The 26,633-nt window shown below is 66.7% G+C and carries 24 protein-coding genes; 12 read left to right on the top strand and 12 right to left on the bottom strand.

Going from position 1 to position 26,633, the window contains the following annotated elements; all coding sequences use genetic code 11:
- Positions 1–59: 59 nt before the first annotated feature.
- Positions 60–1,097, bottom strand: a complete 1,038-nt coding sequence (zapE, locus tag WMN78_RS19765) for a cell division protein ZapE (protein ID WP_340535462.1) — start codon at positions 1,095–1,097, stop codon at positions 60–62.
- 234 nt (positions 1,098–1,331) lie between these two features.
- Here zapE and WMN78_RS19760 point away from each other — a divergent pair, with 234 nt between their 5' ends.
- The 3 genes from WMN78_RS19760 to ybaK are packed head-to-tail and all read left to right on the top strand — an operon-like array spanning position 1,332 to position 3,250.
- Positions 1,332–2,243, top strand: a complete 912-nt coding sequence (locus WMN78_RS19760) for a sulfurtransferase (RefSeq protein ID WP_340535461.1) — start codon at positions 1,332–1,334, stop codon at positions 2,241–2,243.
- Between the two features lie 10 nt (positions 2,244–2,253).
- On the top strand, positions 2,254–2,715 hold the full coding sequence (locus WMN78_RS19755; protein ID WP_340535460.1) for a SufE family protein: 462 nt from the start codon (positions 2,254–2,256) through the stop codon (positions 2,713–2,715).
- A gap of 22 nt (positions 2,716–2,737) precedes the next feature.
- Complete coding sequence (gene ybaK, locus WMN78_RS19750; RefSeq protein ID WP_340535459.1) at positions 2,738–3,250, top strand: Cys-tRNA(Pro) deacylase; 513 nt, start codon at positions 2,738–2,740, stop codon at positions 3,248–3,250.
- Here the strand turns inward: ybaK and WMN78_RS19745 are convergent.
- Positions 3,234–4,565 (bottom strand): alpha/beta hydrolase family protein, encoded by a 1,332-nt coding sequence (locus WMN78_RS19745; protein WP_425341183.1) that lies wholly within the window; start codon positions 4,563–4,565, stop codon positions 3,234–3,236. The two genes, ybaK and WMN78_RS19745, sit on opposite strands and share 17 nt — an antisense overlap.
- 76 nt (positions 4,566–4,641) lie before the next feature.
- On the opposite strand from WMN78_RS19745, the gene WMN78_RS19740 reads away from it, so the two are divergent.
- From WMN78_RS19740 to WMN78_RS19700, 9 genes are all read left to right on the top strand, one after another.
- Positions 4,642–5,133, top strand: coding sequence for a hypothetical protein (locus WMN78_RS19740; protein ID WP_305940590.1), 492 nt, complete (start codon positions 4,642–4,644; stop codon positions 5,131–5,133).
- Positions 5,134–5,147: 14 nt separating this feature from the next.
- Positions 5,148–5,633: a peptide-methionine (R)-S-oxide reductase MsrB gene (gene msrB / locus WMN78_RS19735; protein WP_340535458.1), complete on the top strand. Its 486-nt coding sequence runs from the start codon at positions 5,148–5,150 to the stop codon at positions 5,631–5,633.
- 193 nt (positions 5,634–5,826) lie between these two features.
- Positions 5,827–7,239, top strand: coding sequence for a DUF6421 family protein (locus tag WMN78_RS19730; RefSeq protein WP_340535457.1), 1,413 nt, complete (start codon positions 5,827–5,829; stop codon positions 7,237–7,239).
- Positions 7,236–7,940 carry an SDR family oxidoreductase gene (locus tag WMN78_RS19725; protein ID WP_340535456.1) on the top strand — a complete coding sequence of 235 codons (705 nt, stop codon included), beginning with the start codon at positions 7,236–7,238 and terminating at the stop codon, positions 7,938–7,940. The genes WMN78_RS19730 and WMN78_RS19725 overlap by 4 nt, the downstream gene beginning before the upstream one ends.
- A 37-nt stretch (positions 7,941–7,977) precedes the next feature.
- Positions 7,978–9,066 (top strand): low specificity L-threonine aldolase, encoded by a 1,089-nt coding sequence (locus tag WMN78_RS19720; protein ID WP_340535478.1) that lies wholly within the window; start codon positions 7,978–7,980, stop codon positions 9,064–9,066.
- A gap of 61 nt (positions 9,067–9,127) precedes the next feature.
- Complete coding sequence (locus WMN78_RS19715) at positions 9,128–9,778, top strand: DUF3000 domain-containing protein (protein ID WP_340535455.1); 651 nt, start codon at positions 9,128–9,130, stop codon at positions 9,776–9,778.
- Between the two features lie 57 nt (positions 9,779–9,835).
- A complete protein-coding gene (locus WMN78_RS19710) occupies positions 9,836–11,176 on the top strand; it encodes an HRDC domain-containing protein (protein ID WP_340535454.1) in 1,341 nt (446 codons plus the stop codon).
- Positions 11,177–11,316: 140 nt separating this feature from the next.
- On the top strand, positions 11,317–12,627 hold the full coding sequence (locus WMN78_RS19705; protein ID WP_340535453.1) for an acetyl-CoA C-acyltransferase: 1,311 nt from the start codon (positions 11,317–11,319) through the stop codon (positions 12,625–12,627).
- On the top strand, positions 12,624–14,810 hold the full coding sequence (locus WMN78_RS19700; RefSeq protein WP_340535452.1) for a 3-hydroxyacyl-CoA dehydrogenase NAD-binding domain-containing protein: 2,187 nt from the start codon (positions 12,624–12,626) through the stop codon (positions 14,808–14,810). Before WMN78_RS19705 ends, WMN78_RS19700 begins: the two co-directional genes overlap by 4 nt.
- Positions 14,811–14,911: 101 nt before the next feature.
- Here the strand turns inward: WMN78_RS19700 and WMN78_RS19695 are convergent, their stop codons facing one another.
- The 10 genes from WMN78_RS19695 to acnA all read right to left on the bottom strand — a co-directional run bounded on the left by WMN78_RS19695 (position 14,912) and on the right by acnA (position 26,632).
- Positions 14,912–16,432: an ABC transporter ATP-binding protein gene (locus WMN78_RS19695; RefSeq protein ID WP_340535451.1), complete on the bottom strand. Its 1,521-nt coding sequence runs from the start codon at positions 16,430–16,432 to the stop codon at positions 14,912–14,914.
- Complete coding sequence (locus WMN78_RS19690; RefSeq protein ID WP_340535450.1) at positions 16,429–17,244, bottom strand: energy-coupling factor transporter transmembrane component T; 816 nt, start codon at positions 17,242–17,244, stop codon at positions 16,429–16,431. The genes WMN78_RS19695 and WMN78_RS19690 overlap by 4 nt, the downstream gene beginning before the upstream one ends.
- A 4-nt stretch (positions 17,245–17,248) precedes the next feature.
- On the bottom strand, positions 17,249–18,070 hold the full coding sequence (locus WMN78_RS19685) for an ECF transporter S component (RefSeq protein WP_340535449.1): 822 nt from the start codon (positions 18,068–18,070) through the stop codon (positions 17,249–17,251).
- Between the two features lie 135 nt (positions 18,071–18,205).
- On the bottom strand, positions 18,206–19,228 hold the full coding sequence (locus WMN78_RS19680; protein ID WP_340535448.1) for a nucleoside hydrolase: 1,023 nt from the start codon (positions 19,226–19,228) through the stop codon (positions 18,206–18,208).
- Positions 19,228–20,205, bottom strand: a complete 978-nt coding sequence (locus WMN78_RS19675) for an aldo/keto reductase (RefSeq protein ID WP_340535447.1) — start codon at positions 20,203–20,205, stop codon at positions 19,228–19,230. The genes WMN78_RS19680 and WMN78_RS19675 overlap by 1 nt, the downstream gene beginning before the upstream one ends.
- A gap of 113 nt (positions 20,206–20,318) precedes the next feature.
- The gene (locus WMN78_RS19670) at positions 20,319–20,537 is read right to left on the bottom strand and encodes a hypothetical protein (protein ID WP_340535446.1); all 219 of its coding nucleotides are present in this window, start codon (positions 20,535–20,537) and stop codon (positions 20,319–20,321) included.
- A gap of 34 nt (positions 20,538–20,571) precedes the next feature.
- Positions 20,572–21,132, bottom strand: coding sequence for a hypothetical protein (locus tag WMN78_RS19665; RefSeq protein ID WP_340535445.1), 561 nt, complete (start codon positions 21,130–21,132; stop codon positions 20,572–20,574).
- A complete protein-coding gene (locus WMN78_RS19660) occupies positions 21,129–21,689 on the bottom strand; it encodes a DUF402 domain-containing protein (RefSeq protein WP_340535444.1) in 561 nt (186 codons plus the stop codon). The genes WMN78_RS19665 and WMN78_RS19660 overlap by 4 nt, the downstream gene beginning before the upstream one ends.
- Positions 21,686–23,659, bottom strand: coding sequence for a 1-deoxy-D-xylulose-5-phosphate synthase (gene dxs, locus WMN78_RS19655; RefSeq protein WP_340535443.1), 1,974 nt, complete (start codon positions 23,657–23,659; stop codon positions 21,686–21,688). The genes WMN78_RS19660 and dxs overlap by 4 nt, the downstream gene beginning before the upstream one ends.
- A 162-nt stretch (positions 23,660–23,821) precedes the next feature.
- Positions 23,822–26,632, bottom strand: coding sequence for an aconitate hydratase AcnA (acnA, locus tag WMN78_RS19650; protein WP_340535442.1), 2,811 nt, complete (start codon positions 26,630–26,632; stop codon positions 23,822–23,824).
- Between the last annotated feature and the right edge of the window lies 1 nt (position 26,633).

Here is a 26,633-nt window from a genome sequence, read left to right as displayed (position 1 = left end):
GCCGGTCCCGCCGTGAGGCGGCGCCGGCACCTTTGGCGTTTAAGGGCGGTGCTCAAAGACTACGACGGCTCGTGGTTCTGCCCTTCGCGGGCGAGCGCCGTCAGCCGGGACACCGCCCGGTAGTACTTCTTGGTGTAGCCGCCCGTCATCATTTCATCGGTGAAGAGCTGGTCGAACGGAACGCCGCTGGCGAGGATGGGCACGTCCTTGTCATACAGCCGGTCTGCCAGCACCACGAACCGGAGCGCCACTGCCTGCTCGGTGATGGTTTCAACATCACGCCACACCACGCCTTCGATGCCGGCCAGGAGTTGCCGGTACCGGCTGGGGTGGACGCCTGCGAGGTGGTTGATGAGGGTCTTGAAATCATCCCGGGCCACCGTTTTGCCGTGGAACTCCGCCTGCATGTGGTGCGTCAGCTCGTCATTCTTCAGCGGGGCCGGCGCTGCCGGGAGTCCGCGGTGGCGGAAATCCTCGCCGTCGATCCTCACCACGTCGAACTGGTCTGCCAGCACCTGGATCTCACGCTGGAAGTCGACGGCGGCGAACCGCCCGTCGCCCAGCGAACCCGGGAGGGTGTTGGAGGTGGCAGCCAGCTTGACCCCTGCGTCGGCCAGTTCCCGCATCAGCCGGGACATCAGCACCGTGTCGCCCGGGTCATCGAGTTCGAACTCGTCTATGCACACGAGCTTGTAGCTGCTCAGCGCCTCCACGGTCTTGCGGAAGGAGAGCGCACCCACCAGGTTGGTGTACTCGACGAAGGTGCCGAACGCCTTGGGACCGGGGGCCGCGTGCCACAGCGAGGCCAGCAGGTGGGTCTTTCCCACGCCGAAGCCGCCGTCCAGATAAATGCCGGCCCGCGAATCGTCCTTCTTCGCAAACAGCTTCTTGAACAGTCCGGAGCTTCCATTGGATCCCACGCCGGTCGCGAACGATTCAAGCGCGGTCACCGCGCCCGACTGACTCGGCTGTGAAGGATCGGGCCGGTAGCTGGAAAAGGACACCCCACCGAAGCGCGGTGAGGGATAAAAACCCTTGAGGAGTTCATCCACGGATACCGAGGGTGTCCGCGCGGAGAGCTGTTCGATCTGTACCAAGGTGGTCCGTTCTGCTGGTCTCGTGTCCCCAGAAAGGATACCGGCAATGCGGCATCGGCCTATTAACGCGGTGATTGCACGTGACCAAGCCCATATTTCCCCCTGTGAACGCAGTGGCGCATTACCGCCGCGGCGTGGCTAGTGTTGGAACTGGCCCGGCCGCAGCGATGCTCCCCCGGCGGCAAGGCGCCCCTGACCGTTTCAGTTTGACCGTTTCAGTGAAAGGCCATTCCCATGTCCTACCCAGTTGAAGAGAACGAAAAGTTCGCAGCGTACGCGCACCCGGAACGCCTCGTTTCCACCGAATGGCTCGCAGAGGCCATTGAAAACGGCGACCTCGCCGACGGCAAACTCGTGGTGGTGGAGTCGGATGAAGATGTCCTCCTCTACGAAACCGGCCACATCCCGGGCGCCGTCAAGATCGACTGGCATACCGACCTGAACGACGAGGTCACCCGCGACTACGTTGACGGCAAGGCATTCGCGGCACTCGCCGCAGCCAAGGGGATCTCCCGCGACTCCACCGTGGTCATCTACGGCGACAAGTCCAACTGGTGGGCAGCGTACGCCCTGTGGGTCTTCACCCTCTTCGGGCACGAAGACGTCCGCCTGCTTGACGGCGGCCGCGACAAGTGGATCGCCGAGGGCCACAAGCTGACCACCGACGTCACCGTCCCGTCCCCCGCCGAATACCCGGAGGTGGAGCGCAACGATGCCCCCATCCGTGCGTTCAAGGAAGACGTGCTGGCGCACTTCGGCAAGCCGCTGATCGACGTCCGCTCCCCCGAGGAATACACCGGCCAGCGCACCCACATGCCCGCCTACCCTGAGGAAGGCGCCCTGCGCGGCGGCCACATCCCGACGGCTGCCTCGATCCCCTGGGCACGCGCGGCGGCAGGCGACGGCACCTACCGCAACCGCGCAGAGCTCGAGGCCCTCTACCTGGGCGAGGCCGGTCTCACCGAGGGCGACGACGTGGTGGCCTACTGCCGCATCGGCGAGCGTTCCAGCCACACCTGGTTCGCCCTCAAGTACCTCCTGGGCTTCGAGACCGTGCGCAACTACGACGGTTCCTGGACCGAGTGGGGCAACGCCGTCCGCGTGCCCATCACCAAGGGCGCCGAGCGCGGCACGGTACCGGCGTAAACTGGACGTGATGAATACCCAAGCCCTTCCCACCGCGCTGGCGGAAATAGTTGACGACTTCCAGGCCCTGACCGAACCCGAGCGGCTGCAACTGCTGCTGGAGTTCTCCCAGGGGCTCCCCGAGCTTCCGGACCGGTTGAAGGACCACCCGGAACTCCTTGAGCAGGTCGTCGAGTGCCAGTCGCCGCTGTTCCTGACCATCGAGACGGAAAAGCACGACGCCGGTTCGCCGGACAGCGTGCGGCTCTACTTCAAGGCGCCGGCTGAAGCACCCACCACCCGGGGATTCGCAGGTGTCCTGCACGAGGGTCTCGACGGCCTGACGGCACCGGAGATTCTTGCCGTCCCGGATGACATGCCCGAACTCCTGGGCCTCACGCGGGCCATCACTCCCCTGCGCATGCGGGGCATGACTGCCATGCTGGGGCGCATCAAGCGCAAGGTCGCCGCCTCCGCCGCAGTGCAGGCCTAGGGCCCGAAGGTCCGGGCAATCCATGGCGCGCAAGCAGGCTTCCCAGGGAACGCCGGCCACAGCAGCACTCGCTGCGGCCGGCGTTCCTTTTGTGTTGCATCCGTACAGCCACGATCCCACGGCTGCCAGCTTCGGCATGGAAGCCGCCGAAGTATTGGGAGTGGATCCGGCGAGGGTCTTCAAGACCCTCATGGTGGATGTCGACGGCAGGCTCGCGGTGGGGATTGTCCCCGTCCACGGAAACCTCGACCTGAAAGCAATCGCGGCTGCGCTGGGTGCCAAGAAGGCCGCCATGGCGGATCCCGCCGCGGCCCAGCGCAGGACCGGGTATGTCCTCGGCGGAATATCACCGCTGGGGCAGCGCCAGCCGTCCCCCACAGTCCTGGATGAGAGTGCTCTGGGCCAGGAAAGCATCCTGGTCTCCGGCGGCAGGCGGGGCCTCGACATCGAGCTGGCGCCGGGCCACCTGGTCCGGCTTACCGGCGCCATCACCGCCCGCATCGGGACCGGCCCGAGGGCTACTCCGGAGCGTTAGCCGCAGGACCGGTGGCGGCGCGTTTCCGGGACCGGGCGCCCGGCTTGAACCGCGGCGCAAGCTGCCGCCGCAGCCATGCGGTGACCAGCGCCTCCCAGCGCTCCGGGTCGACGTTCCACTCCTTGGTGTGCCGGGCCCCCTGGAAGGTCTCGAAGGTGACCACCTCGGGGTTTTTCTCGGCGATGCTGGCCGAAGGCCCGTACGGCACGTATTCGTCGTCGACGCTGTGCAGGATCAGGGTCGGAGTCCTGAGTTCAACGGCCCGGGAGACCCAGTCCATTGACTTCAGGTCAACGGGCGCCGCCAGCCCCGTCAGGCGCCGGCCCACAGGGTGTCCCATCATCAGCTGCCCGTAGCGTCCCACGGCGGACGGGATGCGGTTGAGCTGGGCGTGGTGCGCCAGCACGTTCACCCAGTCGATGACCGGCGCGTCCAGCACCATCGCGCGGATCAGGTTGTGGTGCCGTGAAAGATCCGCCGTCTGCAGGCAGATCGCCCCGCCCATGGACCAGCCGAACAACACGACTTCCTTGGCGCCGTGGGCGACGGCGTAACTAATGGCTGCTTCGACGTCGCGCCATTCAGTGGAGCCGAGGCCGTAGCGTCCGTCGGGCGCCGAGGGTGCCAGCCCGTCATTGCGGTAGGAAATCACCAGGCTGGTCATTCCGAGCTCCTGTGCCGGCCGCAGGGCCCGCAGGCATTCCTGCCGGCTCGCGCCGCGGCCGTGGACCATGATGGCCCAGATCTTAGAGCGCCCCGGAGTCCGTACCAGCCACGCCGGCGCGACCCCGCCCTCAACTTCAATGTCCACGTCCTCGGCTGACAGGCCGATGGAGGCCGCGTCCGGATGGGTGGCTCCGCTCCAGTAGCCGCGGCGGGCCGTGGTGAGGTCGCCCGAATAGACGGCTTCCACCTCACGAAGGACAGTGCGTTCCGCGGGTGAGTAGGAAATGATCCGGCCGATCCGCGCGTGGCCCCGGCCGCCGTCGAAGAACAGCCCGTAAGTACCTTCGACAGTGGCGTCGTCGGTGGCGGCCAGGATGACCTGGAGACCGCCCGCGGAACGGATCACGGCCAGTACTTCCTGGTTCTCGTCCCGGACCCGCACCGGCGTGATGACCCGCCGGGCAAAATAGAGGGCGAGGGCTGACGATCCTGCGCCCAGCAGGCCGGCGGCGGCCCCTCCGGCAATGACGCCCCCGACAGCCCACTTGGCGCTGGAGGACATGCCGGCGTCTGTGGTGCCTTGGATCCCGTCCAGGGCACGGTGCGGATTCGTTGTGGTGGCCGGGCGCAGCCCCGGAATTAATGCCATGGGTCCATTCTTACTGCTGCGTGCCGTCCCGGACGAAATCCGTGCGGGACAGTCGGCCCGGGACTAGGCTGGGGGCATGAGCGATCCAATCGTCATTCTGACAGAAGAGCCGCTGGGTGCGGACGACCGCGTTAACATCGAACGCCTGGTGGACGGGGGTGACGCGCCCCTCGTTGTGCTGGTTCCGGCCAACACGGAACGGCATCTGCTGGTGGACTTCCTCGAAAACCTGTCCCTCCTCGACGTCGCCAAGGCATTCCGTGAACTGACGTCCCACGCTCCGGACCCTGCCTCCGAGCGCGCCGCCGCCGCCGAAACGCTTGCGGTGTCGCTCAACGCGCTGGCCGGAATCGGCGGCGGAGTCACCGGCGAGGTGGTGGACGGCGGCGCCGTGCAGGGCCTCGTGGCCAAGGTCAAGGAACTCGGCGCCGGCCAGGCGGTGGTCATTACCCGCCCCCACGCCATTGCCGACACGTTCCATACCGACTGGGCCAACAAGGCACAGGACCAGTTGGGGCTTCCGGTGCTGCACCTGTACGCGGGCTCGGGATTTATCGGGGACTCCTGAGCGTTGATCATGCTATGAACCTCTTTAGCAACAAGCCCAAGGTCACGCCTGTCCAGGCCCCGGAGGACGGATATGCCGGGGAAGCCGCCACCCCGCGGGTCGAAAAGACCGACGAGCAATGGAGGCAGGAACTGACGCCCGCGGAGTACCGGGTGCTCCGGCAGGCCGGGACCGAGCGGCCGTACACCGGCGAATACTGGGATACCCACACGGCGGGCGTGTACAAGTGCCGCGCCTGTGGTGCGGAACTGTTCACCAGCAAGGAAAAGTTTGATTCCCACTGCGGCTGGCCGTCATTCTGGGCGCCGCTGGCCGACGGCACCGTCCGGTACATCCATGACCGCACCATGGGCATGGACCGGGTGGAGGTCCGGTGCGGAAGCTGCGATTCCCACCTTGGCCATGTGTTTGAGGGCGAAGGCTATGGCACCCCCACGGACCAGCGCTTCTGTATCAACTCCGTCTCGCTGACCCTGGTTTCAGCGGACGACGCCGGATAGTCCCCCTCCCCTTCCCACCCGGCGAACGCCTGGCAGCTGCTGCACAGCCCCGCCCCAGCTATGGCTGGGGCGGTTTGGCCGATCCACTTGCACAAGTCTTTCTTATGCTCAGGCTTATTTTGCATTAGGAAATCTGATTGCTTGCTACGCTCACCGTAGAAGCTCCAAGCAACCAGAAAGGCGATCGCCGACGATGACTACGACCGCTCTCACCGCACCCGCCCAGCTCACCGGCAACCACCCGGAGTGGCTGCGGCTCAAGGCTGCCGCCACGGCAATCCAGGCCCTCCAGGCCCAGGACGGCTCCGTACCCGCTGCCAGTGACCACGACGCCGCCGCCGCGCATGTCCGCGCCATCTGCGAGGCTGTGGAAGCACTCGCCCCGGCGTTCCCGCACGATGCCCGGTACCTCGAACTCCTGGTCAGCGACTTCGGCCGGTGGGCCGACGGAGGCTTCGGCGTTCCGGATTTCCTGGACTCCCTGCTCGCGTTCCAGCCGCAGCAGCACCGCATCAACGGACTGCAGCACCTGGTGGTCTTCCCCATGTACACCCAGAACGGCAGCAGCAACCGCTTCGTGGAGGCCGTCCTGATCGAGGTCATCTGGCCGGAGTTCATTGCCGGCCTGGAGGAGGGCGAGTACTCCAACAAGCTCTTCGTGCCCATCCGCTTCCTCGACTTCACCCCCGGCTACAACACCAACTCAGCCGTCCTGTTCCCGGAAACCGTCGCGGTCCGTGAGACGCCGACCTTCACGTGGGGTGCCATCTTCGCCGACCGGGAAGCCGCCCGCTTCCGCCGGGTCCTCGGAGCCGCGGCCGGGATCACCCGCCTGGAGCTCCCCGCCGAAGCCGCGGAGTTCCTGAAGAACCAGGAACTCACGCAGGAAACATTCGTGATGTGGGACCTGATCCATGACCGCACCCACATGCGCGGGGACCTGCCCTTTGATCCCTTCATGATCAAACAGCGCATGCCGTTCTTCCTGTATTCGCTGGAGGAACTCCGCTGCGACCTGACGGCCTTCCGCGAATCCGTGAAGATCGAAAAGGACGAAGAGGCCGACCCCCAGGCACGCCGGCATGCCAAGCTGGTCCAGTACGCCGTCATCTTCGACCGGATCTTCCGCTTCGCCATCACCGGAAGCCGCGTCCGCAACTACGACGGCCTCGGCGGACAGCTGCTCTTCGCCTGGATGCACCAGCACCGGGTCCTGCACTGGACCGACAGCAAGCTCAGCATTGACTGGGACGAAGTTGCCGACGTCGTGGTTGAACTCGGCGCCCGGATCGAGGAGCTCTACTGGCGCTCGATCGACCGGCCCAAGGCAGCCCACTGGCTGGCCGCGTACCAGCTGATCTCCGGGACCGTCACCCCCAACCCGGCATCCGTCTGGGCCAAGGGTCCGGACGCGCTGCCGCTCGCCGGACCGCCGCGCGGCCTGACCGACCAGGTGCTCGACGACGAATTCCCGCTGTCCATGTTCTATGAAGCCCTCGAGAAGAAGATGCGTCCCGTCATCGAGTCCACGGCCGGCATCACCGGGTCGTCGGACCTCTCGGCAGGCGGCACCGCCGTCAATACGACGGCCCTGAACGCCGGATGAGCGCCGGACGCCCACTGAACGTAGTGGTCGCAGGCGGCAGTAGTCCGTCCGGGATTGCCACGGCCCGCGCGCTGCGCGAAGCGGGTCACAAGGTATTCACAGTCGGCTCGGACGGTTCCCGGATCAAAGCCGCCGCGGCGGAAGCGGGCGACGGCGTCACTCCGCTCGTCTGCGACCTCGCCAGCCTCGCCGGTGTCCGGGCGCTGCACGCCGCCATTTCCGGCACAGCCGGAAGGGTCGACGGAGTCATCCACCTGGTGGGTGGCTGGCGCGGCGCCAAAGGCATCACGGACCAGAGCGACGAGGACTGGGACTTCCTGGAACGGGGCGCCATCACCACTCTGAGGAACGTGACGCGGGTGTTCTATGACGACCTCGCGGCGTCGGAGACCGGCCGTTTCGCCATGGTGACCTCCACCGCGGCCGGAACCCCGACAGCGGCCGGCGCAAGTTACGTGGCGGCCAAGGCAGCCGCTGAAGCGTGGACCCTCGCAGTTGCCGAGGGCTTCAGCCAGGGGTCCCACAGCGCGGCGGTCATCTTCGTGGTGAAGGGCCTCGTGGATGCCGGGATGCGCGAGCGGTCTCCCGGCCGCAGCTTTCCCGGCTTCACCGACGTTGAGGACCTGGCGGCTGCCGCCGTCGGACTTTTCACCGCCCCCGCAGCGGAACTGAACGGCCGGCGGCTGCTCCTTACCCGTTAATCGCGGACATCCCTAGACTGAAAGCGTGACCAAAGCGATGACAACCACAGTTGAAACTGCCCCTGCCGCCACCGCGGCCCGGCTCCACGACCCCGCCGTCCGGGGGTTTGCCTCCGACAACTACTCAGGCGTCCACCCGGAAGTCCTTGCCGCCCTGGCAGCGGCCAACGAGGGCCACCAGGTGTCCTATGGCGAAGACGATTACACCGCGCGCCTGCAAGTACTCATGGAGGAGCACTTCGGCCCCGGCATCGAATGCTTCCCCGTTTTCAACGGGACCGGGGCCAACGTCCTTTCGCTGCAGTCCCTGCTCCCCCGCTGGGGCGCAGTGATCTGTGCCTCAACGGCACACATCAACATGGATGAGAACGGCGCCCCCGAGCGGATCGGCGGCATCAAACTGCTCCAGGTCCCCACCACCGACGGCAAGCTCACTCCGGAACTGATCGACAGGGAAGCGTGGGGCTGGGGCGACGAACACCGCGCCCAGCCGCTGGCCGTGTCCATCACCCAGACCACCGAGCTGGGCACGTGCTACACCCCGGGCGAGGTGCGCGCCATCGCCGAGCACGTCCACGCCAAAGGCATGAAGCTCCACATGGACGGCGCCCGGCTGGCCAACGCCGCAGCCCACCTTGACGTGCCGCTCCGGGCATTTACGCGCGACGCCGGCGTGGACATCCTCTCCTTCGGCGGCACCAAGAACGGACTCCTGTTCGGCGAGGTGGTGGTGGCACTGAACCCCGCGGCAGCGCACGGCCTGGTGTACCTCCGCAAAATGAACATGCAACTTGCTTCCAAGATGAGGTTCATGTCCGCGCAGTTCATCGCCCTGCTCGAGGGCGACCTGTGGCTGCGGTCGGCCAGGCACGCCAACGCGATGGCGTCCCGGTTGCGCGCAGCCGTTGAGGGGATCGACGGCGTGGAGCCCACCCAGAAGACGGAATCCAACGGAGTGTTCGCCATCCTGCCCGAAGGTGTTGCGGACCGACTGCGGGAATCCTTCCGCTTCTATGACTGGGACGAAGCCTCCAGGGAGGTCCGCTGGATGTGCTCCTTCGACACGAGCGAAGAAGACGTGGATTCGTTCGTCGCCGCCATCAAGCGGGAGCTGGCGGCACGGTGAGCGGGCGCACGGGGCGGCGAGCCTGCCGGGATCGGCGCCATCCTTTGCGTAACCTGCGAATGTGAACGCACTCGCCCAGGTTCCCGCGGAGTTCCTTGCCGCTTTGGGATCCCTTCGAAAAGCACGGTGCCGCAGTGAGCTGCACCTGGACGAGATCCCCGCGCCCTCCCGGCTGGCGCCCTTCGCAGTAGCCCTCGGCGCGGAGGTCATCGGCCCGGTCCCGGGACCGGCCCCCGCCGCTGTGCACGGACCCGTTTCCGCCGCGCTGGTCCGGGCCTCGGGAACTGTTGACGACGACGCCGAGGAACTCGCCACGGGCCGGTTCATCCTGCTCTACGACCCCGACGGCTCGGCGGTGTGGGACGGGGAGTTCCGGATCGTCACCTATATCCGCGCCCAGTTGGAGGCGGAGATGGGCAACGACGAAATGCTGGGCTCGGTGGCGTGGACCTGGCTCGTTGAGGCGCTGGAAAACCACAAGGCACCGTACCGCGCCGCGGGCGGAACAGCCACCAGGATCCTGTCCGAGAGCTTCGGGACCCTCGCTGACCGGCCGGGTTCCATCGACATCGAACTGCGGGCGTCCTGGACGCCTGAGGGGCCGGATATCAGGACCCACCTGGAGGCGTGGTCGGACATGGTCTGCACCTTCGCCGGGCTCCCTCCGCTGCCGGAGGGCGTCTCCGCACTCCCCCGCAGGCGGCGCAACTGACCATGGCTGGCCACGGCGGGACGCCCTCCAGCGCGATGTCGGTAAACTGAAGGCATCATGACCCCTCAAAATCCGGAACACACCACAGCCGGCGTCCCGGCTGCTGACATAACTCCCCACATCACGGTGGAAGGCTTCGACAGCCTGGTCCCCGAGGTCATCGACCTTGACTCCCCGCGTGACGGAGTACCGCTAGTCATTGAAACTCCCGCAGGACTGGAACGCTGCGCCGCCGCCATTGCCGCCGGGACGGGTCCGGCCGGGGTGGACGCGGAGCGCGCTTCGGGTTTCCGCTACGGGCAACGGGCCTTCCTGGTCCAGATCCGGCGCGAGGGCTCGGGAACATGGCTCATCGACCCGGAACCCTTCGGGGACCTGCAGATCATCAACGACGCCTTGGAAGGCGTTGAATGGATCCTGCACGCGGCGAGCCAGGACCTTCCCTGCCTGTCCGAGCTGGGTATGTGGCCGCACAAGCTGTTCGACACCGAACTGGCCGCGCGGCTGGCCGGGCTGCCGCGGGTGGGGCTGGCCGCCGTCATCGAGCAGTTGCTCGGATTCGGCCTGGCGAAGGAACATTCCGCTGCCGACTGGTCCACCCGCCCGCTGCCTGAACCCTGGCTCCGGTATGCGGCCCTGGACGTCGAGGTCCTCACCGAGCTCCGCGAAGAACTCATCGAGCTGCTCCAGGCCGACGGAAAGCTTGAGTACGCCGAGCAGGAATTCGCTGCCATCCTTGCAGCCGGGCTCGCCCCGCCCCGTGTGGATCCCTGGCGCAAGACCTCCGGCCTGCACCAGATCCGGGACCGCCGCCAGCTCGCCGCGGTCCGGGAACTGTGGCTGGAACGCGATTCCCTGGCCCGGAAGCGCGATGTCGCCCCGGGCCGGCTCATCCCCGACTCTTCCCTGGTGGCGGCCGCCAAGGCCATGCCCTCCACCGTGCCGCAACTGCTGGGCACCAAAGGTTTTCACGGCCGTGCCGCGCAGCGCGAGGCTCCGCGCTGGCTGCGGTGCATCGCGACCGCCCGGACCATGGAGGAACTCCCGCCGCTGCACCTGCCCACCAACGCGCCTCCGCCGCCGCGCGTCTGGGCGGACCGGGACCCTGCTGCAGCCGAGCGGCTTGCGACTGCGAGGCCGCTGCTCCAGAACAAAGCAGACGAACTGAACCTTCCGGTCGAAAACCTGCTCACGCCCGACTTCCTCCGCCGGGTGGCTTGGCGTCCGCCCGCGGAGCTCAGCGAGGAAGCGATCGGCGAAGAGCTCAGCGAACTCGGCGCCCGGCCGTGGCAGATTGAGCTCACGGCGCCCCTGATCACCGCAGCGTTCCTCAATCCACAGCCCCTGCCCCCCAAGGAATCCAAAGAGCCCAAGGCCGTTCCCGCTACGGAGGGCTAAGCTTCCCGCAACCGGTTCCACAATGCCCGCAGGGTCCTTGCCAGCTAAGTTACTCACGAGTAACATTGGGATTAATGCCGCCCGGATCGCCGCCGCCACTGGCGTGCGTCCGGCACCCATGTCTCGATGAGGAGTATCACGTGAGCCAACCCCGTTCCAGCGGAAAGAACAGCACCGGCCGCGACGTCGTTTTTGTGGACGGTGTCCGCACCCCGTTCGGCCGGGCAGGTGAGAAGGGCATTTACGCCGGAACCCGTGCCGATGACCTCGTGGTCAAGTGCATCCGTGAACTGATGCGCCGCAACCCCACGCTCCCCGCGGACCGCATTGACGAGGTGGCTGTTGCCGCCACCACCCAGACCGGCGACCAGGGCCTCACCATCGGCCGAACCGCCGCCCTGCTGGCCGGGCTCCCCCGCACCGTCCCCGGCTTTGCCGTAGACCGCATGTGCGCCGGCGCCATGACCGCCGTGACCACCACCGCCAGCGGCATTGCCTTCGGGGCCTACGACGTGGTCATCGCCGGCGGAGTGGAGCACATGGGCAACCACCCGATGGGCGAGGGCGCGGACCCCAATCCGCGGTTCATGTCCGAGCGGCTGGTGGACCCGGCCGCGCTGAACATGGGCAATACCGCGGAGAACCTGCACGACCGGTTCCCTGCCATCACGAAGGACCGCACGGACGCCTACGCCGTGGCGTCCCAGGACAAGCTGGCAGCAGCCTACGGCAAGGGCCAGATCCAGCCGGACCTCGTGCCGGTGGCCACCATGAAGCCGGGGCAGGGCTGGACGGTCAACACCGTTGACGAACCGCCCCGCCCGGGCACCTCCCTCGAGGACCTCGCCGCGCTCCGCACACCTTTCCGACCCCATGGCCGCGTGACTGCCGGCAATGCCGCCGGCCTGAACGACGGCGCGACGGCGGCCCTGCTCGCCTCGTCGGAGGCGGCCGCTGAACTCGGGCTGCCGGTGAAAATGCGCCTGGTCAGCTACGCCTTTGCCGGCGTGGAGCCCGAGGTCATGGGCATCGGGCCGGTCCCCGCAACGGAGAAGGCGTTGAAGAACGCCGGACTCGAGATCACGGACATCGGGCTGTTCGAGATCAATGAGGCGTTCGCCGTCCAGGTGTTGAGCTTCCTGGACCACTTCGGCATTTCCGACGACGATCCCCGCGTCAACCGCTACGGCGGCGCGATCGCAGTCGGGCATCCGCTGGCCTCGTCCGGAGTACGGCTGATGAACCAGCTGGCCCGCCAGTTCCAGGAAGACCCTTCGGTCCGCTACGGCATGACCACCATGTGCATCGGCCTGGGCATGGGGGCCACCGTCATCTGGGAAAACCCGCGTCACTCGGAATACACAGGCTACAGCGGCACCGTTGCGTCGCTGCAGGATTCCGACACCACCGAGACTGCACCCACCACCGAGACTGAAGGAGCCGCAGCATGAGCGCCGCAGATTTCCGCAAGCTTGCCGATCTCTTCCCCGATGAGACGGTCACGCATTCCTACGTGCAGGACATCCAGCTCCCGGCTACAGGCGGGAAGCCCAGCGCAGGAACCTTCGCGCTGATCACCTTGGACAACGGCCTGGACCATTCCAAGCCCACCACCCTGGGCCCGAACACCCTGGTGGAACTGGGCACCGTCCTCGAGGGGCTCAAAGAGCGTGCTGCCCGCGGCGAAATCGTGGGCGTCGGCGTGACGGGCAAACCCTACTTCCTGGTGGCGGGCGCGGACCTGTCCGCCGTCAAGTCCCTCAACAACCGGGACCACGGCCTGTGGATGGCGCAGCTCGGCCACGAGGTGTACGCCACCCTGGCCAACCTGGGAGTACCCAGTTTCGCCTTCATCAACGGTGTGGCGTTGGGCGGGGGGCTGGAAATCGCCCTGCAGTCCACCTACCGCACAGTCTCCACCGGTGCCGGTGCGCTGGCTCTTCCCGAAGCCTTTATCGGGCTGGTGCCCGGCTGGGGCGGCGTCTACATCCTGCCACGGCTGGTCGGACCCGAGAATGCCGTCAAGGTCATGATCGAGAATCCGCTCAGCAACAACCGGACGCTCACAGGTCCGCAGGCCTTCGGCCTGGGCATTGCCGATGCCATGTTTGAACCGGCCGACTTCGTGGAACAGTCCCTTGCCTGGGCCGCAGGCGTCATCTCCGGCGAGACGGCCCCGGAACGCCGCAACGCCGTCGACCCGTCCGACCCCGCGGTTGCCGAACGCTGGGCGGCGGCCGTTGCCGCCGGGCGGACCTTCGTGGAGTCCAAGACGTCCAACGCTTCCCCCGCCCCGGCCAAGGTGCTGGACATCATGGAGGCCAACCGGACCATGACCCAGGCAGAGTCGGCGGAGCTCGAGTGCGAGACGCTGGCCGGGCTCATGCAGACCGACGAGTTCCGCTCCACGGTATACGCGTTCCTGGACCTCGTGCAGAAGCGCTCCAAGCGTCCGGCCGGCGCACCGGACCGCAAGCTGGCACGGCCCGTCACCAAGATCGGTGTGGTTGGAGCGGGTCTCATGGCCAGCCAGCTGGCACTGCTCTTCGCCCGGCAGCTCAAGGTGCCGGTCGTGATGACGGACATCGACCAGGCCCGCGTGGACAAGGGTGTGGGCTACGTCCACGCCGAGGTGGACAAGATGCTGGCGAAGAAGCGGATCAGCGCCGACGCCGCCAACCGGACGAAGGCGCTGGTGACAGGCTCCGTGTCCAAGGAAGCGTTCGCCGACGCGGATTTCGTCATCGAGGCCGTGTTCGAGGAACTGAACGTCAAGAAGCAGGTGTTCGCTGAGGTGGAGGCGATTGTCTCCCCCGAGTGCATCCTTGCAACGAACACGTCCTCGCTGTCCGTGACTGCCATGGCTGAGGACCTGGAACACCCGGAGCGCCTGGTGGGCTTCCACTTCTTCAACCCGGTGGCCGTGATGCCGCTGCTGGAGATCGTCCGGGCGCCCAGGACCGACGACGCCGTGCTGGCCACCGCATTCGAGCTTGCCAAGGGACTAAAGAAGACTGCGGTCCTGGTCAAGGATGCAGCCGCATTTGTGGTCAACCGCATCCTGCTTCGCTTGATGGGCGAAGTGACGGCCGCCTTCGATGAGGGCACTCCGGCCGAGGTGGCGGACAACGCCCTGCGGCCCATGGGACTGCCCATGACGCCGTTCACGCTCGGCGCGATGGTGGGGCTGCCGGTGGCGCAGCATGTCCAGGAATCCCTGCATGCTGCGTTCGGGGACCGGTTCACCGTCTCGCAAAACCTGCAGAAATTGATCGACAACGGCATCAAGTCCCTGTGGGCTGTGCAGAACGGCACTCCGGAGAAGGGCCCGGACGGCACACCGTTCATTCCGGCTGAGACCCTGGCGCTCCTCTCCTTCGGCACTTCCCCGTCCACGGCCGAGGAGGTGCTGCGGCGCACGCAGGACGCACTGGCTGAGGAGATCGGGCTCATGCTGGACGAGGGCGTGGTGGCCGGACCCGAGGACATCGACCTGTGCATGATCCTCGGCGCAGGCTGGCCGATGTTCCTGGGCGGCATCACGCCGTACCTGGACCGCGTGGGGGCCTCCGAACGGGTCAACGGCAAGAAGTTCCTGGCACCGGGAGTAGCCTCCGCGGCGGTTCCCGCCTAGGGCCGCCCGGCCGCACCCTGGCCGCCCGCACCCCTGCGCCGCCGCCTGCACCGTCATTCGGTGCGGACGGCGGCGCAGCTGCGTCCGTGCCCCGGTAGCGGTCAGGCTTCCCGCAGCCGGCCGTCCTTCAGCTCCAGGACCCGGTGGGCCATGGCCTTGGCGTAGGCCAGATCGTGGGTGACCATGACGACGGCAGCGCCGCGCTCCACTGCGGCACCAATGGCGTCGTCGAGACGGTCGAGGCCGTGGCGGTCCAGCCCCACCGTCGGCTCGTCCAGGGCGATGAGGTCCGGTTGGCGTGCCAGTACCGTGGCGAGGGCCAGCAGCCGCTGCCGGGAAGCCGGAAGCTCCTGCGGATGGATGTGCAACTGGTCCGCGAACCCCACGGCGTCCAGCGCTGCCCGTGCCTTGGCCTCCGCCGACGGCCCGAACGTCCGTTCCAGGCCAAAAAGCACTTCGCGCAGCACGGTCCGCTCAAAAAGCTGGTCCCTCGGATGCTGGAAAAGCAGGCCCACCCGGTCCGCCACGCGGCCCGTGGGAATGCCGGCGATATCCGCGCCGCGGATCCGTACGGCCCCCTCGTCCGGGCGCAGCAGGCCGTTGAAATGCCGGAGCAGGGTGGACTTGCCAGCACCGTTCGGGCCGGTCAGGGCTACGATCTCTCCCGCTCCCACCGTGAGGCTAACGTCGCCAAGGACCGTCGGCCTCGTTTTCCGGCGTCCGGCCGGATAGCCGAAGCTGATGCGCTCCAGCTCCAGGACAGTTTCCGCAGTGGCAGTTCCCGCCCGGCGGGGCGGGCTGACACTATGGCCCGCCCCGCCGGGAAACACGACGCCGGTGTGCAGCAGCCCGGGGCTGCCCGCCAGCCCGGCCGGGGTGCCGCGGACCGTGACGGTTCCGCCGTCGAGCACCAGCCACCGGGCAGCTGAGAGGGCCAGCTCATCGGCGGCCTGGCTCAGGACGATGACGGCGGTGCCGGAGTCCAGGAGACGGCTGACCAGCCTGCGGACCGAGGCGGCGCCGGCGTCATCCAGCGACCCGAGCGGCTCATCCAGTATCAGCACACTTGGCCGCGTTATGGCAGAACTGGCCACGGCCAGGCGCCGCAGTTCACCCCCGGAGAGGGTGGCGGGGTCACGTTCCAGCAGGTCTGTCAGGCCCGCCGCCTCGGCCGCGTGCGCCACCTCCGTTCGCATCAAGTGCCTTTCCATGCCCCGGTTCTCGAGGCCGAACGCCAGTTCCTCGGCCACCGTGGACGCCACAGTGGACAAGAGCGACGCCGCATCCTGCGGAACGAAGCCCACGTGCTCCGACCACAGGGCGGGATTGATGCGGGGGTCGTCCGGAGTGCCGCGGAACTCGAGGGGTGCGCTGTCTTCCGGCGCCGCTCCTCCGGACGCGGCGCGCAGGTGCAGGCTGCCGGTGAACCTGCCCGCGTGGCCGCCGGACAACCAGCCGGCCAGCAGCCTGCCGAGGGTGGACTTGCCACTGCCTGAACCGCCGAGCACGGCAGTCAGTGTGCCTGGCGCCGCGGCAATTTGGACGTCGTCGAGGACGGCGCCGTCCTCACCGTGGTAGCTGAAAGACGCAATCCGGGCGTCCAGCACAGGCGCAGTCCTCATGCCGGTGCTCCCCACAGCATGTCGGGCCACTGTCCTTCGGGCCACTGTGCTTCGGGCCACTGCCCGGAGATCCGCAGCGCCACGGCGGCCGCGGCCAGCAGCAGGGCAACGGCCCGGAACACCCGCTGGGCCGCACTATCCGTCACTTCCCGGTAGCTGGTGCGGGCCCCGGCATCGCTGAACCCCCGGGAGTCAAGGGCCTGCGCCCTTTCACCGGCATCCTGGATGAGCGAGAGCACCAGCGGAATCATCTGCAGCCGTGCCGCCGCCAGCCGTGCCAGCGGCCCGCCGCCGAGCACAAGTCCCCGGGATTCCTGGGCATTCCGGATCCGCGCCAGCCGGCCGCTGATGGCCGGGGCCAGGGTCAGGGTGGATGCCAGGACATAGCCGAACTGCGGAGGCACCCGCCGGGCTGACATGACAGCCACCAGGTCCGGCACACGGACCGTGAACGAAAAGAGCAGGAACACCATGACGTAGGCGGCTGTCCGGGCACCCATGTCCAGCGCGAAACCAAGACCCTCCGCGGTGACCCGGGCCGCACCCCACTGCGCCAGCACCGTCCGGCCCTCGGGAAAGAACAGTCCGTGCATGATCAGCAGCGACAGCCAAAAGGGCGCCAGGATCACGGCGGCGGCCGGCACCAGCCGGCCGGCCACGCCAGCCCGCCCTGCCAGCACGGCGCAGCCGAGGGCAACGGCGAGGGAAAAAGCCCAACCGGACACCGCCGTCGTCATCGCCGCAGCCGCTACGGCCGCAGCCAGGGCGGTCAGGGGGTTCAGCGCGGCAGGCATGTTCAGGCGGGCAGGCACGGAATCAGGCGTCCGGCGATTCCCGTTTCTGGCCGGCAAGCACGTTGAAGCGCCGCACGAAGGCGAACTGCAGCGTGGTCCGGCGCGGCAGGGCGTAGACCAGCATGGCGACTATGGCGAAGACGATGGCCTTGTCCATGGGGTCCGAAATGAGTGCCTGCTTGGTGATGGCGGCCAGGAGGGTATCGCCCATGGCCCGGAAGGCACCGACAATTGCGCCGGTACCGACGCCGGATGTGCCGCCGAAAACGAAGGCAGCAATGGGAGCGGAGACGACTCCGGCCAGGATGCCCGTTACGAAACCCGCCACCGGGGCCAGGTAGAAGCGGCGGAACAGTCCGGAGCGGGCAGCCAGGCCCGCGAGGAAGCCGATGAGCGCCGCCCCGGCTGCGAAGGGCAGCACCGTGGGGTTGATGAAGGACCAGACGACGCTGCTGAGGGCGCCCGTTGCGGCCCCGGCCGCCGGACCCGCAAGAACCGCAATGAGTACGGTGCCGATCGCGTCAAAGTAGAACGGCAGGCCGGTGGATCCCATGATCTGCCCGAGTGCAATATTGAGGACGAGGGCCACCGGGATCAGCACCAGCGTGGACGTGGGAAGGGTGGGCAGCACTCCGACGATCAGGAGGATGGCTCCCAGCAGGAACCCGCCAAGCGCCACCAGTGTGGAACCGCTCGCCAGTCCGTTGGTGATGTCGGCGGGCTGCGTCAGGACGAGGAAAACGAAGGTGGCCGCAATGGATACCGCGCCGAGGACTTCGAGCAGGCGACGGCTGCGGACCGCCGCCTGTCCAGGGGCGGCAAGGGTCCGGGATTGCTGTGACATGGCTGTTCCTTTTGGCTGTGGCTGCGGGTGCGTTCCGTGGGTACACGGACTGCGTTCCACGGGTACACGGACTTGGGTACGCCGGTACCGGGGTCGGCAAACGTGCGCCTATGTCACCTCGGCGCAGCTACCATCTTAGGCCAGCTGCCTGGCCAGCGCCCCCACCGAACCGATGAGCTCATCAAAGCACTCTTTCGGGTTGTTTGACGTGACAATACGGGCGTTCGGCGGCAGGCCCCACAGTCCGCGGTAGTCGGCCACAGTGGTGCCCATCAGCAGCGGAGAACGGGTTTCGACATCCACCGTTGCCAGTGCCGTGGCCACATCCGTGCGCCCCACGGCCACACAGGCAGCGAAGGCGTCGTGAACGTGGGCCACGAAGCCCTGGTCATAGAGCCGGTGAAACTCCATGTAGAAGCGGATGGCGTCGGACAGGCACGCCACCAGCTTGTTGCCGGACCGGCTGCGAAGACCCTCGGGCTGCTCCGGAAGCACAAGTTCCGGTCCGGAGCCCGCCGCTTCAGCCAGGCGCTGCAGGTGTTCGGGGCGCATCTCAATCAGCTCGGTGGTCTCCAGCGCGCACACCACCGGCAGCTTGTCCTCCGGGAGGCCCCGGTAGGCAGCAAACACTTCCTTGGCTGCATGCGGGTCAACCGAGACGTTCCATTCCGCCGTCGGGGTGGTGTTGCCCTGGTAGTAGAAACAGCCGCCCATGATCACCAGGCCCTTGAGCATGCGGGGAAGTTCCGGTTCCCGGCGCAGGGCTAGGGCGAAGTTGGTCAGCGGTCCGGTGATGAGACCGGTAATCTCGCCTGGGCGCTTTCGGACCTCGTCCACCCACACATCCACGGCGTGCCGATGCGAAATTTCTTGCGCTGGCGGCGGAAGTTCGGCGTAGCCGATTCCCTGCGGCCCGTGGGTTTCCTCCGTGGTGACCAGCGGGATCTCCAGCGGCACCTCGGCTCCGATGGCCACCTCGATTCCGGGTTTGCCGCACAGCTCCAGGAGGGCAAGGTTGTTCAGCGCCACCTGCCGCGCGCCCACATTTCCGGCGGTGCAGGTGATCGCCTGCACCCGCGCATCGGGGCGGGACAGGAGGTACACCAGGGCCAGCGCGTCGTCGATCCCGGTGTCGACGTCCATCAGGACCGAATGCATCAGAAGAGTGCCACCTTGGGCGTGCGGGGGAAGATCGCGTCCAGCTCGGCACGTTCTTCAGCGCTGGGCACCCAGGCCGCAGCGGCGGCGTTTTCGCGGACCTGTTCGGGCCTCGTGGCGCCGGCGATGACACTGCTGACGGACGGCTGGGCCGCCAGCCAGGAGAACGCCACCTGGATTTCGCTGAGGTTGCGCTCCGCGGCGAACGCACTGAACTTGTCCAGCTGGTCCCAGTCGGCGTCGTTGACCAGGTTGGTCCGGGTGTGGCTGAGGCGGGAGCCCGCCGGAGCCTTGCCCGGCGCGTACTTGCCGGTCAGCAGGCCGTTGGCCAGCGGGAAATACGGCAGCACGCCCAGGCCGTAGGCTTCGGCGGCGGGCGTGACTTCGAGCTCGGCACGCCGGTCCAGCAGGTTGTAGTGGTTCTGGGTGGAGATAAAGCGCGACCCGCCACGGGCGCGGGCCACGAATTCGGCCTCGGCAATCTGCCAGCCGGCCCGGTTGGAGTGGCCGAGGTAGCGGACCTTCCCGCTGGTCACAAGATCATCCAGGGCGGCCAGGGTCTCGTCGATGGGGGTCAGCGGATCCGGAGTGTGGAACTGGTAGAGGTCGATCCAGTCAGTTCCGAGCCGCCGCAGGGAAGCCTCGGCGGCCTGAACGATGTAGCGGCGTGATCCGCGGGCGCCGAAGTCGTTGCCGTTGGCTCCGTGCATGTCCATGCCGAACTTCGTGGCGACGATGGCGTCCCCGCGCCGGCCGCCAAGGGCCCTGCCCAGCATGGTTTCGCTGAGTCCGGGTTCCCTGCCGTAGGTGTCCGCGACGTCAAAAAGCGTAATGCCCGCGTCCAGGGCGGCATGCACGACGGCGTCGGTCCCCTCCTGCGACTCCGTCACCGTATTGGCCCGGCCCAGGTTGTTGCAGCCGAGTCCCACAACGGAGACAGTCAATCCGGAATTTCCCACACGGCGGTATTCAGTCATGAATTCAGCCTATAACGGCCGCGCCTACGGCCCGGACGCGGCCCCTTCGGACAGCGTCAGGGCCTGCGTACGGGCCTGCGCTCGGTCCGAGACCTGAGTCTCCGGAGCGCCTGTCAGGTCGCGGGGAACTCGAGTCCGTTCTCGTCCATGGCATCCTCGAGCTGGGCCATGGTTTTGACGCCCATTCCGTGCAACTTAAGCAGTTCCCGCTTACCGAACTGGACCACCTGTTCCAGGGTTTCCAATCCTGCGTGGGCCATGGCCCGGCGGGCAGGCGCGCCGATTCCGCGGGGAATCGGGGTGTGGCCTGGTTGAACGGATTTACGCGTCATAGCGGATGCCTCCCAGAAAGTCGGTTTCCCCCTCTTAGAGGGTAAAGCCCGAAGCAGGTTTCGGCGAGTGCTTGAGCTTAAACGCCTCCGGGTCTCCGAACGGCGCCGCCGCGATGCTGAGTTTGGTGAAGTCCAGGTCCTCGCCGCGGATGCAGACTTTTATGGCATTGACGGCTTTGTTGACGTCCGGGCAAAGGCAGAAGATGTTGAGCTTGGCGTCGCCGAATTCCGACCGTTCCACGGTGCCCAGTCCGCGCCAGGCAAGATGGCTGATGAGGGCGTCCTTGGCTTTTTCCTCCAGGTAGCGGTCACGGTCCGTGCCGTCTTTGGTTTTCAGGGCGTATTGGGCCACCACCCAGAACTGTTCCTCGTCGGGAATCTCCGCATAGCCGTCCTCCGCGCACTGCACCGCGAAGGCGTCCATCAGGCCCTCGGCGGCCGCGGCGTCGGCGACGTCGGTTTCGTCCGTCTTGCTCTGGTGCCCCACGGCGCCATGGTTCATCACGAACTGGCTGTAGTCCTCATCGAACCAGGCTTCCCGAAAGAGCAGGACCCCTTCGTCGTCGCGTTTGTAGACCCTGATAATTCCGCTCATGCCCGTCCTCTCCTGAACCACTCGGCGTCTGTGCCGTCGAACGGTGCGTGCTGTGCCTTGACGGCCTGATAAAGCTGTTCTGTTTCCTCGAGCATGCGGTCCACGAGGTCCCGCGGATACTCCATGCTCACCTGGTGATCGGCGAACTCGTCTTCGTCGTCGATGTAGACGCCCCGGGTTACGGACCGGATCACGTCCAGGTCCATGTCGATCACGTGGAACTCCAGCGTGCCGGGCCGGATGCCGTTCCAGCCGTGGCCAACGGCGAGGTCCACGTACACCCGGAAGTCCCCGGGGTAGGTGTCGTCATAGAACGTGGCCACGTAGTCGCCGATCCGCGGGACGAGCAGGACGGCATCCGACCTGGCATGGAAAGCAGCGCCGGGCCGTGAGATGAATGATCCCTGCGGCTGGAAGATCCACCAGCCGTGGCGGTCCTCGCCGAGGTAGTTGCCTGGCACCACCCAGTGGGCGCCGCCGTCCCATTTCCGGTTCCGCGCCACCACCAGGTCTCCCGGTTTGAGGCTCTCGGGAGGTGTGGCCTCGTGCGGAATCACAGTTTCGGCAGGCTGCCCGTAGTCGGGTGCTCCTGGCCGGGCAGGGGACGCGCGAAAGGCACCTTGGTCCCCAAAACCTGCGCAACGACGTCGTGCGTGATCTGGCGGGCCGTCAATCCGACACGTTCCAGCACCTGCGCGCGCGTGCCGTGGTCCAGGAACTCCACCGGAAGCCCCACCTCGTTGAGTGCGGTGTCCACCCCGGCGGCGCGCATTTCCTGGCGGATGCGTGAGCCCACGCCGCCGGCGCGGACGCCGTCTTCGATGCAGATGACCAGGCGGTGGCGGGCTGCCAGCGCGATGATGGACTTCCGGACCGGCAGCAGCCAGCGGGGGTCCACCACGGTGGAGCTGATGCCCTGCGCGCCGAGGCGGTTCGAGACGTCCAGGGCGAGTTCGGACATGGCGCCGACGCTCACGATCAGGACGTCGTTTTCGCTGGAGCCTGACGGGCGGCGGGCCAGGACATCGACGCCGTCGCCCAGCCGTTCCAGGGCTTCCACTTCGGCGCCCACGTTCCCCTTGGAATATCTGACAACACTGGGGGCGTCCTTGATGGCCACGGCCTCGCGGAGTTCCTCCCGAAGCCTGGTGGCGTCGCGGGGCGCTGCAAGATGGAGGCCCGGCACGATCTGCACCATCGCCATGTCCCACATGCCGTGATGGCTGGCGCCGTCGGGGCCGGTGACGCCGGCACGGTCCAGCACAATGGTGACCCCTGCCTTGTGCAGGGCAACGTCCATCAGCAACTGGTCGAAGGCACGGTTCAGGAAGGTTGCATACACGGCAACCACGGGGTGGAGCCCGCCGAAGGCCATGCCGGCCGCCGAGGTCAGTGCGTGCTGCTCGGCAATCCCGACGTCGAAGACACGTTCCGGGTGCCGCGCGGCAAACTTGTGCAGGCCCACGGGAATGAGCATGGCACCGGTAATGCCCACGATGTCCTTGCGCTCATCGGCAATCGCTGCGATTTCATCGGCGAAGACCGAAGTCCAGGACTTGGCGCCTCCCACCTCGGTGGGCTCCCCGGTCTCAGGATCGATAATGCCGACTGCGTGGAACTGGTCGGCCTCGTGGGCGCGCGCCGGCGCATAGCCGTGGCCCTTCTCGGTCATCGCGTGCACAATCACCGGGCCGGCGTAGTTCTTGGCAGTCGAGAGGGCGTGCTCCATGGCCTGGAGGTTGTGGCCGTCCACGGGGCCGATGTACTTCATGCCGAGGTCCTCGAACATGCCCTGCGGCGCCCACCAGTCCTTGATGCCCTTCTTCATGGCATGCAGGCTCCGGTAGGTGAACTGGCCCACGGGACCGCCGTTTTGAAGCTTCCGTTTCCACCAGTCCAGGGTGCCCTCGTATGCCGGTGCGGCCCGGAAGGAATCGATGGTGGGACGCAATGACGCGAGGTAGTCGGCGAAGCCGCCCACCGTGGCTGCATAGGAACGGCCGTTGTCGTTGACGACGATGACCACGCGTCGGCGCTTGTCCGCCGCTATGTTGTTGATCGCTTCCCAGGCCATGCCGCCAGTCAGGGCGCCGTCGCCCACCACGGCAATCACGTAGCGGTCGCCGTCGCCGGTCAGCTGCCGGGCGCGGGAGATGCCGTCTGCCCAAGACAGTGAGGAGGAGGCGTGGGAGCTTTCCACGATGTCGTGCTCGGATTCGGCCCGGTCCGGGTAGCCGGACATGCCGCCTTCCTGGCGGAGGGTGCTGAAGTCCTGGCGTCCGGTGAGGAGTTTGTGGACGTACGACTGGTGCCCGGTGTCAAAGACGATGCTGTCCCGGGGGGAATCGAAAATACGGTGTACGGCCATGGTCAGTTCCACGACGCCGAGGTTCGGTCCGAGGTGGCCACCCGTTTGCGACACGTTGCCGATCAGGAAACTCCTGACCTCCGCAGCCAGCTGGGACAGCTGTTCTTCGGTCAACTTGCTCAGGTCCTGTGGATTCCGGATGGTGTCCAAGATTCCCAACGGGGCCTCCTTCGGGTGGTAGACATGCCTTTTAACTCTAACGCCTCCGGGCAGGTGCGGACGCAGGGGCTGGCCGGGGCACTTGCACCGCCGCAACGCAAAAGCCCCGGCCCGTCAGTGACGGACCGGGGCATTCGCTTGTGCCGGTGTGGAGCCCTGCCGTTAGTTGGCGGAGATCTGGCGCAGCACGTACTGCAGGATGCCGCCGTTGCGGTAGTAGTCCGCTTCGCCCGGGGTATCGATGCGGAGGACCGCATCGAAGGACTTGGCGGAGCCGTCTTCAGCCGTAGCGGTGACCTTGAGGGTCTTCGGGGTAGTGCCTTCATTGAGGGCGGTAACGCCCTCAACCGCGAAGGTTTCCGTGCCGGTCAGGCCCAGGGTTGCGGCTGATTCGCCGGCCGGGAACTGCAGCGGCAGGACGCCCATGCCGATCAGGTTGGAGCGGTGGATGCGCTCGTAGCTTTCGGCCACGACTGCCTTGACGCCCAGGAGCGCGGTGCCCTTGGCGGCCCAGTCACGGGACGAGCCCGAGCCGTATTCCTTGCCTGCCAGGACAACCAGCGGGGTGCCGGCTGCCTGGTAGTTCTGGGCGGCATCGTAGACGTACGCCTGGGGACCGTCCGCCTGCGTGAAGTCGCGGGTGAAGCCGCCCTCGACGCCGTCGAGCAGCTGGTTCTTGATGCGGATGTTCGCGAACGTGCCGCGGATCATCACTTCGTGGTTGCCACGGCGCGAGCCGTAGGAGTTGAAGTCCTTACGCTCCACACCGTTGGCCAGCAGGTACTGGCCGGCAGGGGTGTCCGACTTGAAGGAACCGGCCGGGGAGATGTGGTCGGTGGTGACGGAATCGCCGAGCTTGAGCAGCACGCGGGCGCCGGTGATGTCCGTGACGGGCTCCGGCTTTGCCTTCATGCCTTCGAAGTACGGGGGCTTCCGGACGTACGTGGACTTCTCATCCCAGGCGAAGGTGTCGCCCGCCGGGGTGTCGAGGGCCTTCCAGCGGTCGTCGCCGTCGAAGACGCCCTCGTAGCCGCGGGCGAACATTTCCTTGTCGATCGAGGAATCGATGACCTGCTGGACCTCGACCGGGTTCGGCCAGATGTCCTTCAGGAAGACGTCGTTTCCGGCCTTGTCCTGTCCGAGGGCGTCGGTGTCGAAGTCGAAGTCCATGGTTCCGGCCAGGGCGTAGGCGATGACCAGCGGCGGGGAGGCCAGGTAGTTCATCTTCACGTCCGGGTTGATGCGGCCTTCGAAGTTGCGGTTACCGGAGAGCACTGCGGTGACGGAAAGGTCGTTGGCCTGGATGGCCTCGGAGATTTCGGCGTCGAGCGGACCGGAGTTGCCGATGCAGGTGGCGCAGCCGTAGCCCACGATGTAGAAGCCGAGCTTCTCCAGGTACGGGGTGAGGCCCGACTTCTCGTAGTAGTCGGTGACCACCTTGGAGCCGGGCGCCACGGAGGTCTTGACCCACGGCTTTGAGGCCAGGCCCTTGTCCACGGCGTTGCGGGCCAGCAGTGCGGCAGCCAGCATCACGGACGGGTTGGACGTGTTGGTGCAGGACGTGATCGAGGCGATGGACACCGCACCGTGGTCCAGCTCGAACTCGCGGCCGTCCGCGGTGACAACGTGCACCGGGACCGACGGACGTCCCTCGGCCCCGTTGGCCGCAGATTCAACGCGCGCGGTTTCCGTGGTGTGGGAATCAGCGTGCGTGAAGGAGGGCGGATCGGAGGCCGGGAAGGACTCTTCCAGGGACTCGTCCACGCTGCCGTCTTCGATGCTCACGTAGTTGTGGATGTCCTTGCGGAACTGCTCCTTGGCATCCGTGAGCTCGATGCGGTCCTGGGGACGCTTCGGGCCGGAGATGGAGGGAACAACCGTGGACAGGTCCAGCTCGAGGTACTCGGAGAACTTGATCTCCTTGGAAGGATCGTGCCAGAGGCCCTGTTCCTTCGCGTAGGACTCCACGAGGGCCACGTTCTCTTCGGACCGGCCGGTGAGGCGCAGGTAGTCGAGGGTGACGTCGTCGATCGGGAACATGGCGGCCGTGGAGCCGAACTCCGGGCTCATGTTGCCGATGGTGGCGCGGTTGGCCAGCGGCACTGCTGCCACACCTTCGCCGTAGAATTCCACGAACTTGCCCACCACACCGTGCTTGCGCAGCTGCTCGGTGATGGTGAGGACGACGTCGGTGGCGGTGGCGCCGGCCGGGATGGACCCGGTCAGCTTGAAGCCCACGACGCGCGGGATCAGCATGGACACGGGCTGGCCCAGCATTGCAGCCTCGGCTTCAATGCCGCCAACGCCCCAGCCCAGCACGCCCAGGCCGTTGACCATGGTGGTGTGCGAGTCGGTGCCGACGCAGGTGTCCGGGTAAGCCCGGACCACTCCGTCAACTTCGCGGGTCATCACGGTGCGGGCCAAGTACTCGATGTTGACCTGGTGCACGATGCCGGTTCCCGGCGGGACAACCTTGAAGTCGTCAAACGCGGTCTGGCCCCAGCGGAGGAACTGGTAACGCTCCCCGTTCCGCTGGTATTCGATCTCCATGTTGCGCTCCAGTGCGCCGGAGTTGCCGAATGCGTCGATCTGCACCGAGTGGTCGATCACCATTTCAGCGGCTGCCAGCGGGTTGACCCGCTTGGGGTCTCCGCCGAGCTCCTTGACGGCCTCACGCATGGTGGCGAGGTCCACAACGCAGGGCACGCCAGTGAAGTCCTGCATGATCACGCGCGCCGGCGTGAACTGGATTTCAGTGTCGGGCTGGGCGTTGGGATCCCAGCCGGCCAGTGCTCGGACGTGATCGGCCGTGATGTTCGCGCCGTCCTCGGTCCTCAATAGGTTTTCAAGCAATACCTTGAGGCTGAACGGAAGGTTTTCTGCACCTTCAACGGAGTTCAACCGGAAAATTTCGTATTCGGTACCGGCTACATTAAGTTTGCCTTTTGAACCGAAGCTGTCCACAATGCTCATC

This window comes from Arthrobacter oryzae (assembly GCF_037911235.1).
GTDB lineage: Bacteria > Actinomycetota > Actinomycetes > Actinomycetales > Micrococcaceae > Arthrobacter > Arthrobacter oryzae_E.
The sequence above is the reverse complement of the archived record's forward strand: the minus strand, read 5'-3'. Positions and strand labels throughout refer to the sequence as shown.

Bases quoted from the DNA above. Each gene is read 5' to 3' on its own strand.
- WMN78_RS19760 (WP_340535461.1), top strand. From the start codon at position 1,332: ATGTCCTACCCAGTTGAAGAGAACGAAAAGTTCGCAGCGTACGCGCAC.
- WMN78_RS19755 (WP_340535460.1), top strand. From the start codon at position 2,254: ATGAATACCCAAGCCCTTCCCACCGCGCTGGCGGAAATAGTTGACGAC.
- ybaK (WP_340535459.1), top strand. From the start codon at position 2,738: ATGGCGCGCAAGCAGGCTTCCCAGGGAACGCCGGCCACAGCAGCACTC.
- WMN78_RS19745 (WP_425341183.1), bottom strand. From the start codon at position 4,565: ATGGCATTAATTCCGGGGCTGCGCCCGGCCACCACAACGAATCCGCAC.
- WMN78_RS19740 (WP_305940590.1), top strand. From the start codon at position 4,642: ATGAGCGATCCAATCGTCATTCTGACAGAAGAGCCGCTGGGTGCGGAC.
- msrB (WP_340535458.1), top strand. From the start codon at position 5,148: ATGAACCTCTTTAGCAACAAGCCCAAGGTCACGCCTGTCCAGGCCCCG.
- WMN78_RS19730 (WP_340535457.1), top strand. From the start codon at position 5,827: ATGACTACGACCGCTCTCACCGCACCCGCCCAGCTCACCGGCAACCAC.
- WMN78_RS19725 (WP_340535456.1), top strand. From the start codon at position 7,236: ATGAGCGCCGGACGCCCACTGAACGTAGTGGTCGCAGGCGGCAGTAGT.
- WMN78_RS19720 (WP_340535478.1), top strand. From the start codon at position 7,978: ATGACAACCACAGTTGAAACTGCCCCTGCCGCCACCGCGGCCCGGCTC.
- WMN78_RS19710 (WP_340535454.1), top strand. From the start codon at position 9,836: ATGACCCCTCAAAATCCGGAACACACCACAGCCGGCGTCCCGGCTGCT.
- WMN78_RS19700 (WP_340535452.1), top strand. From the start codon at position 12,624: ATGAGCGCCGCAGATTTCCGCAAGCTTGCCGATCTCTTCCCCGATGAG.
- WMN78_RS19695 (WP_340535451.1), bottom strand. From the start codon at position 16,432: ATGAGGACTGCGCCTGTGCTGGACGCCCGGATTGCGTCTTTCAGCTAC.
- WMN78_RS19685 (WP_340535449.1), bottom strand. From the start codon at position 18,070: ATGTCACAGCAATCCCGGACCCTTGCCGCCCCTGGACAGGCGGCGGTC.
- WMN78_RS19680 (WP_340535448.1), bottom strand. From the start codon at position 19,228: ATGCATTCGGTCCTGATGGACGTCGACACCGGGATCGACGACGCGCTG.
- WMN78_RS19675 (WP_340535447.1), bottom strand. From the start codon at position 20,205: ATGACTGAATACCGCCGTGTGGGAAATTCCGGATTGACTGTCTCCGTT.
- WMN78_RS19670 (WP_340535446.1), bottom strand. From the start codon at position 20,537: ATGACGCGTAAATCCGTTCAACCAGGCCACACCCCGATTCCCCGCGGA.
- WMN78_RS19665 (WP_340535445.1), bottom strand. From the start codon at position 21,132: ATGAGCGGAATTATCAGGGTCTACAAACGCGACGACGAAGGGGTCCTG.
- acnA (WP_340535442.1), bottom strand. From the start codon at position 26,632: ATGAGCATTGTGGACAGCTTCGGTTCAAAAGGCAAACTTAATGTAGCC.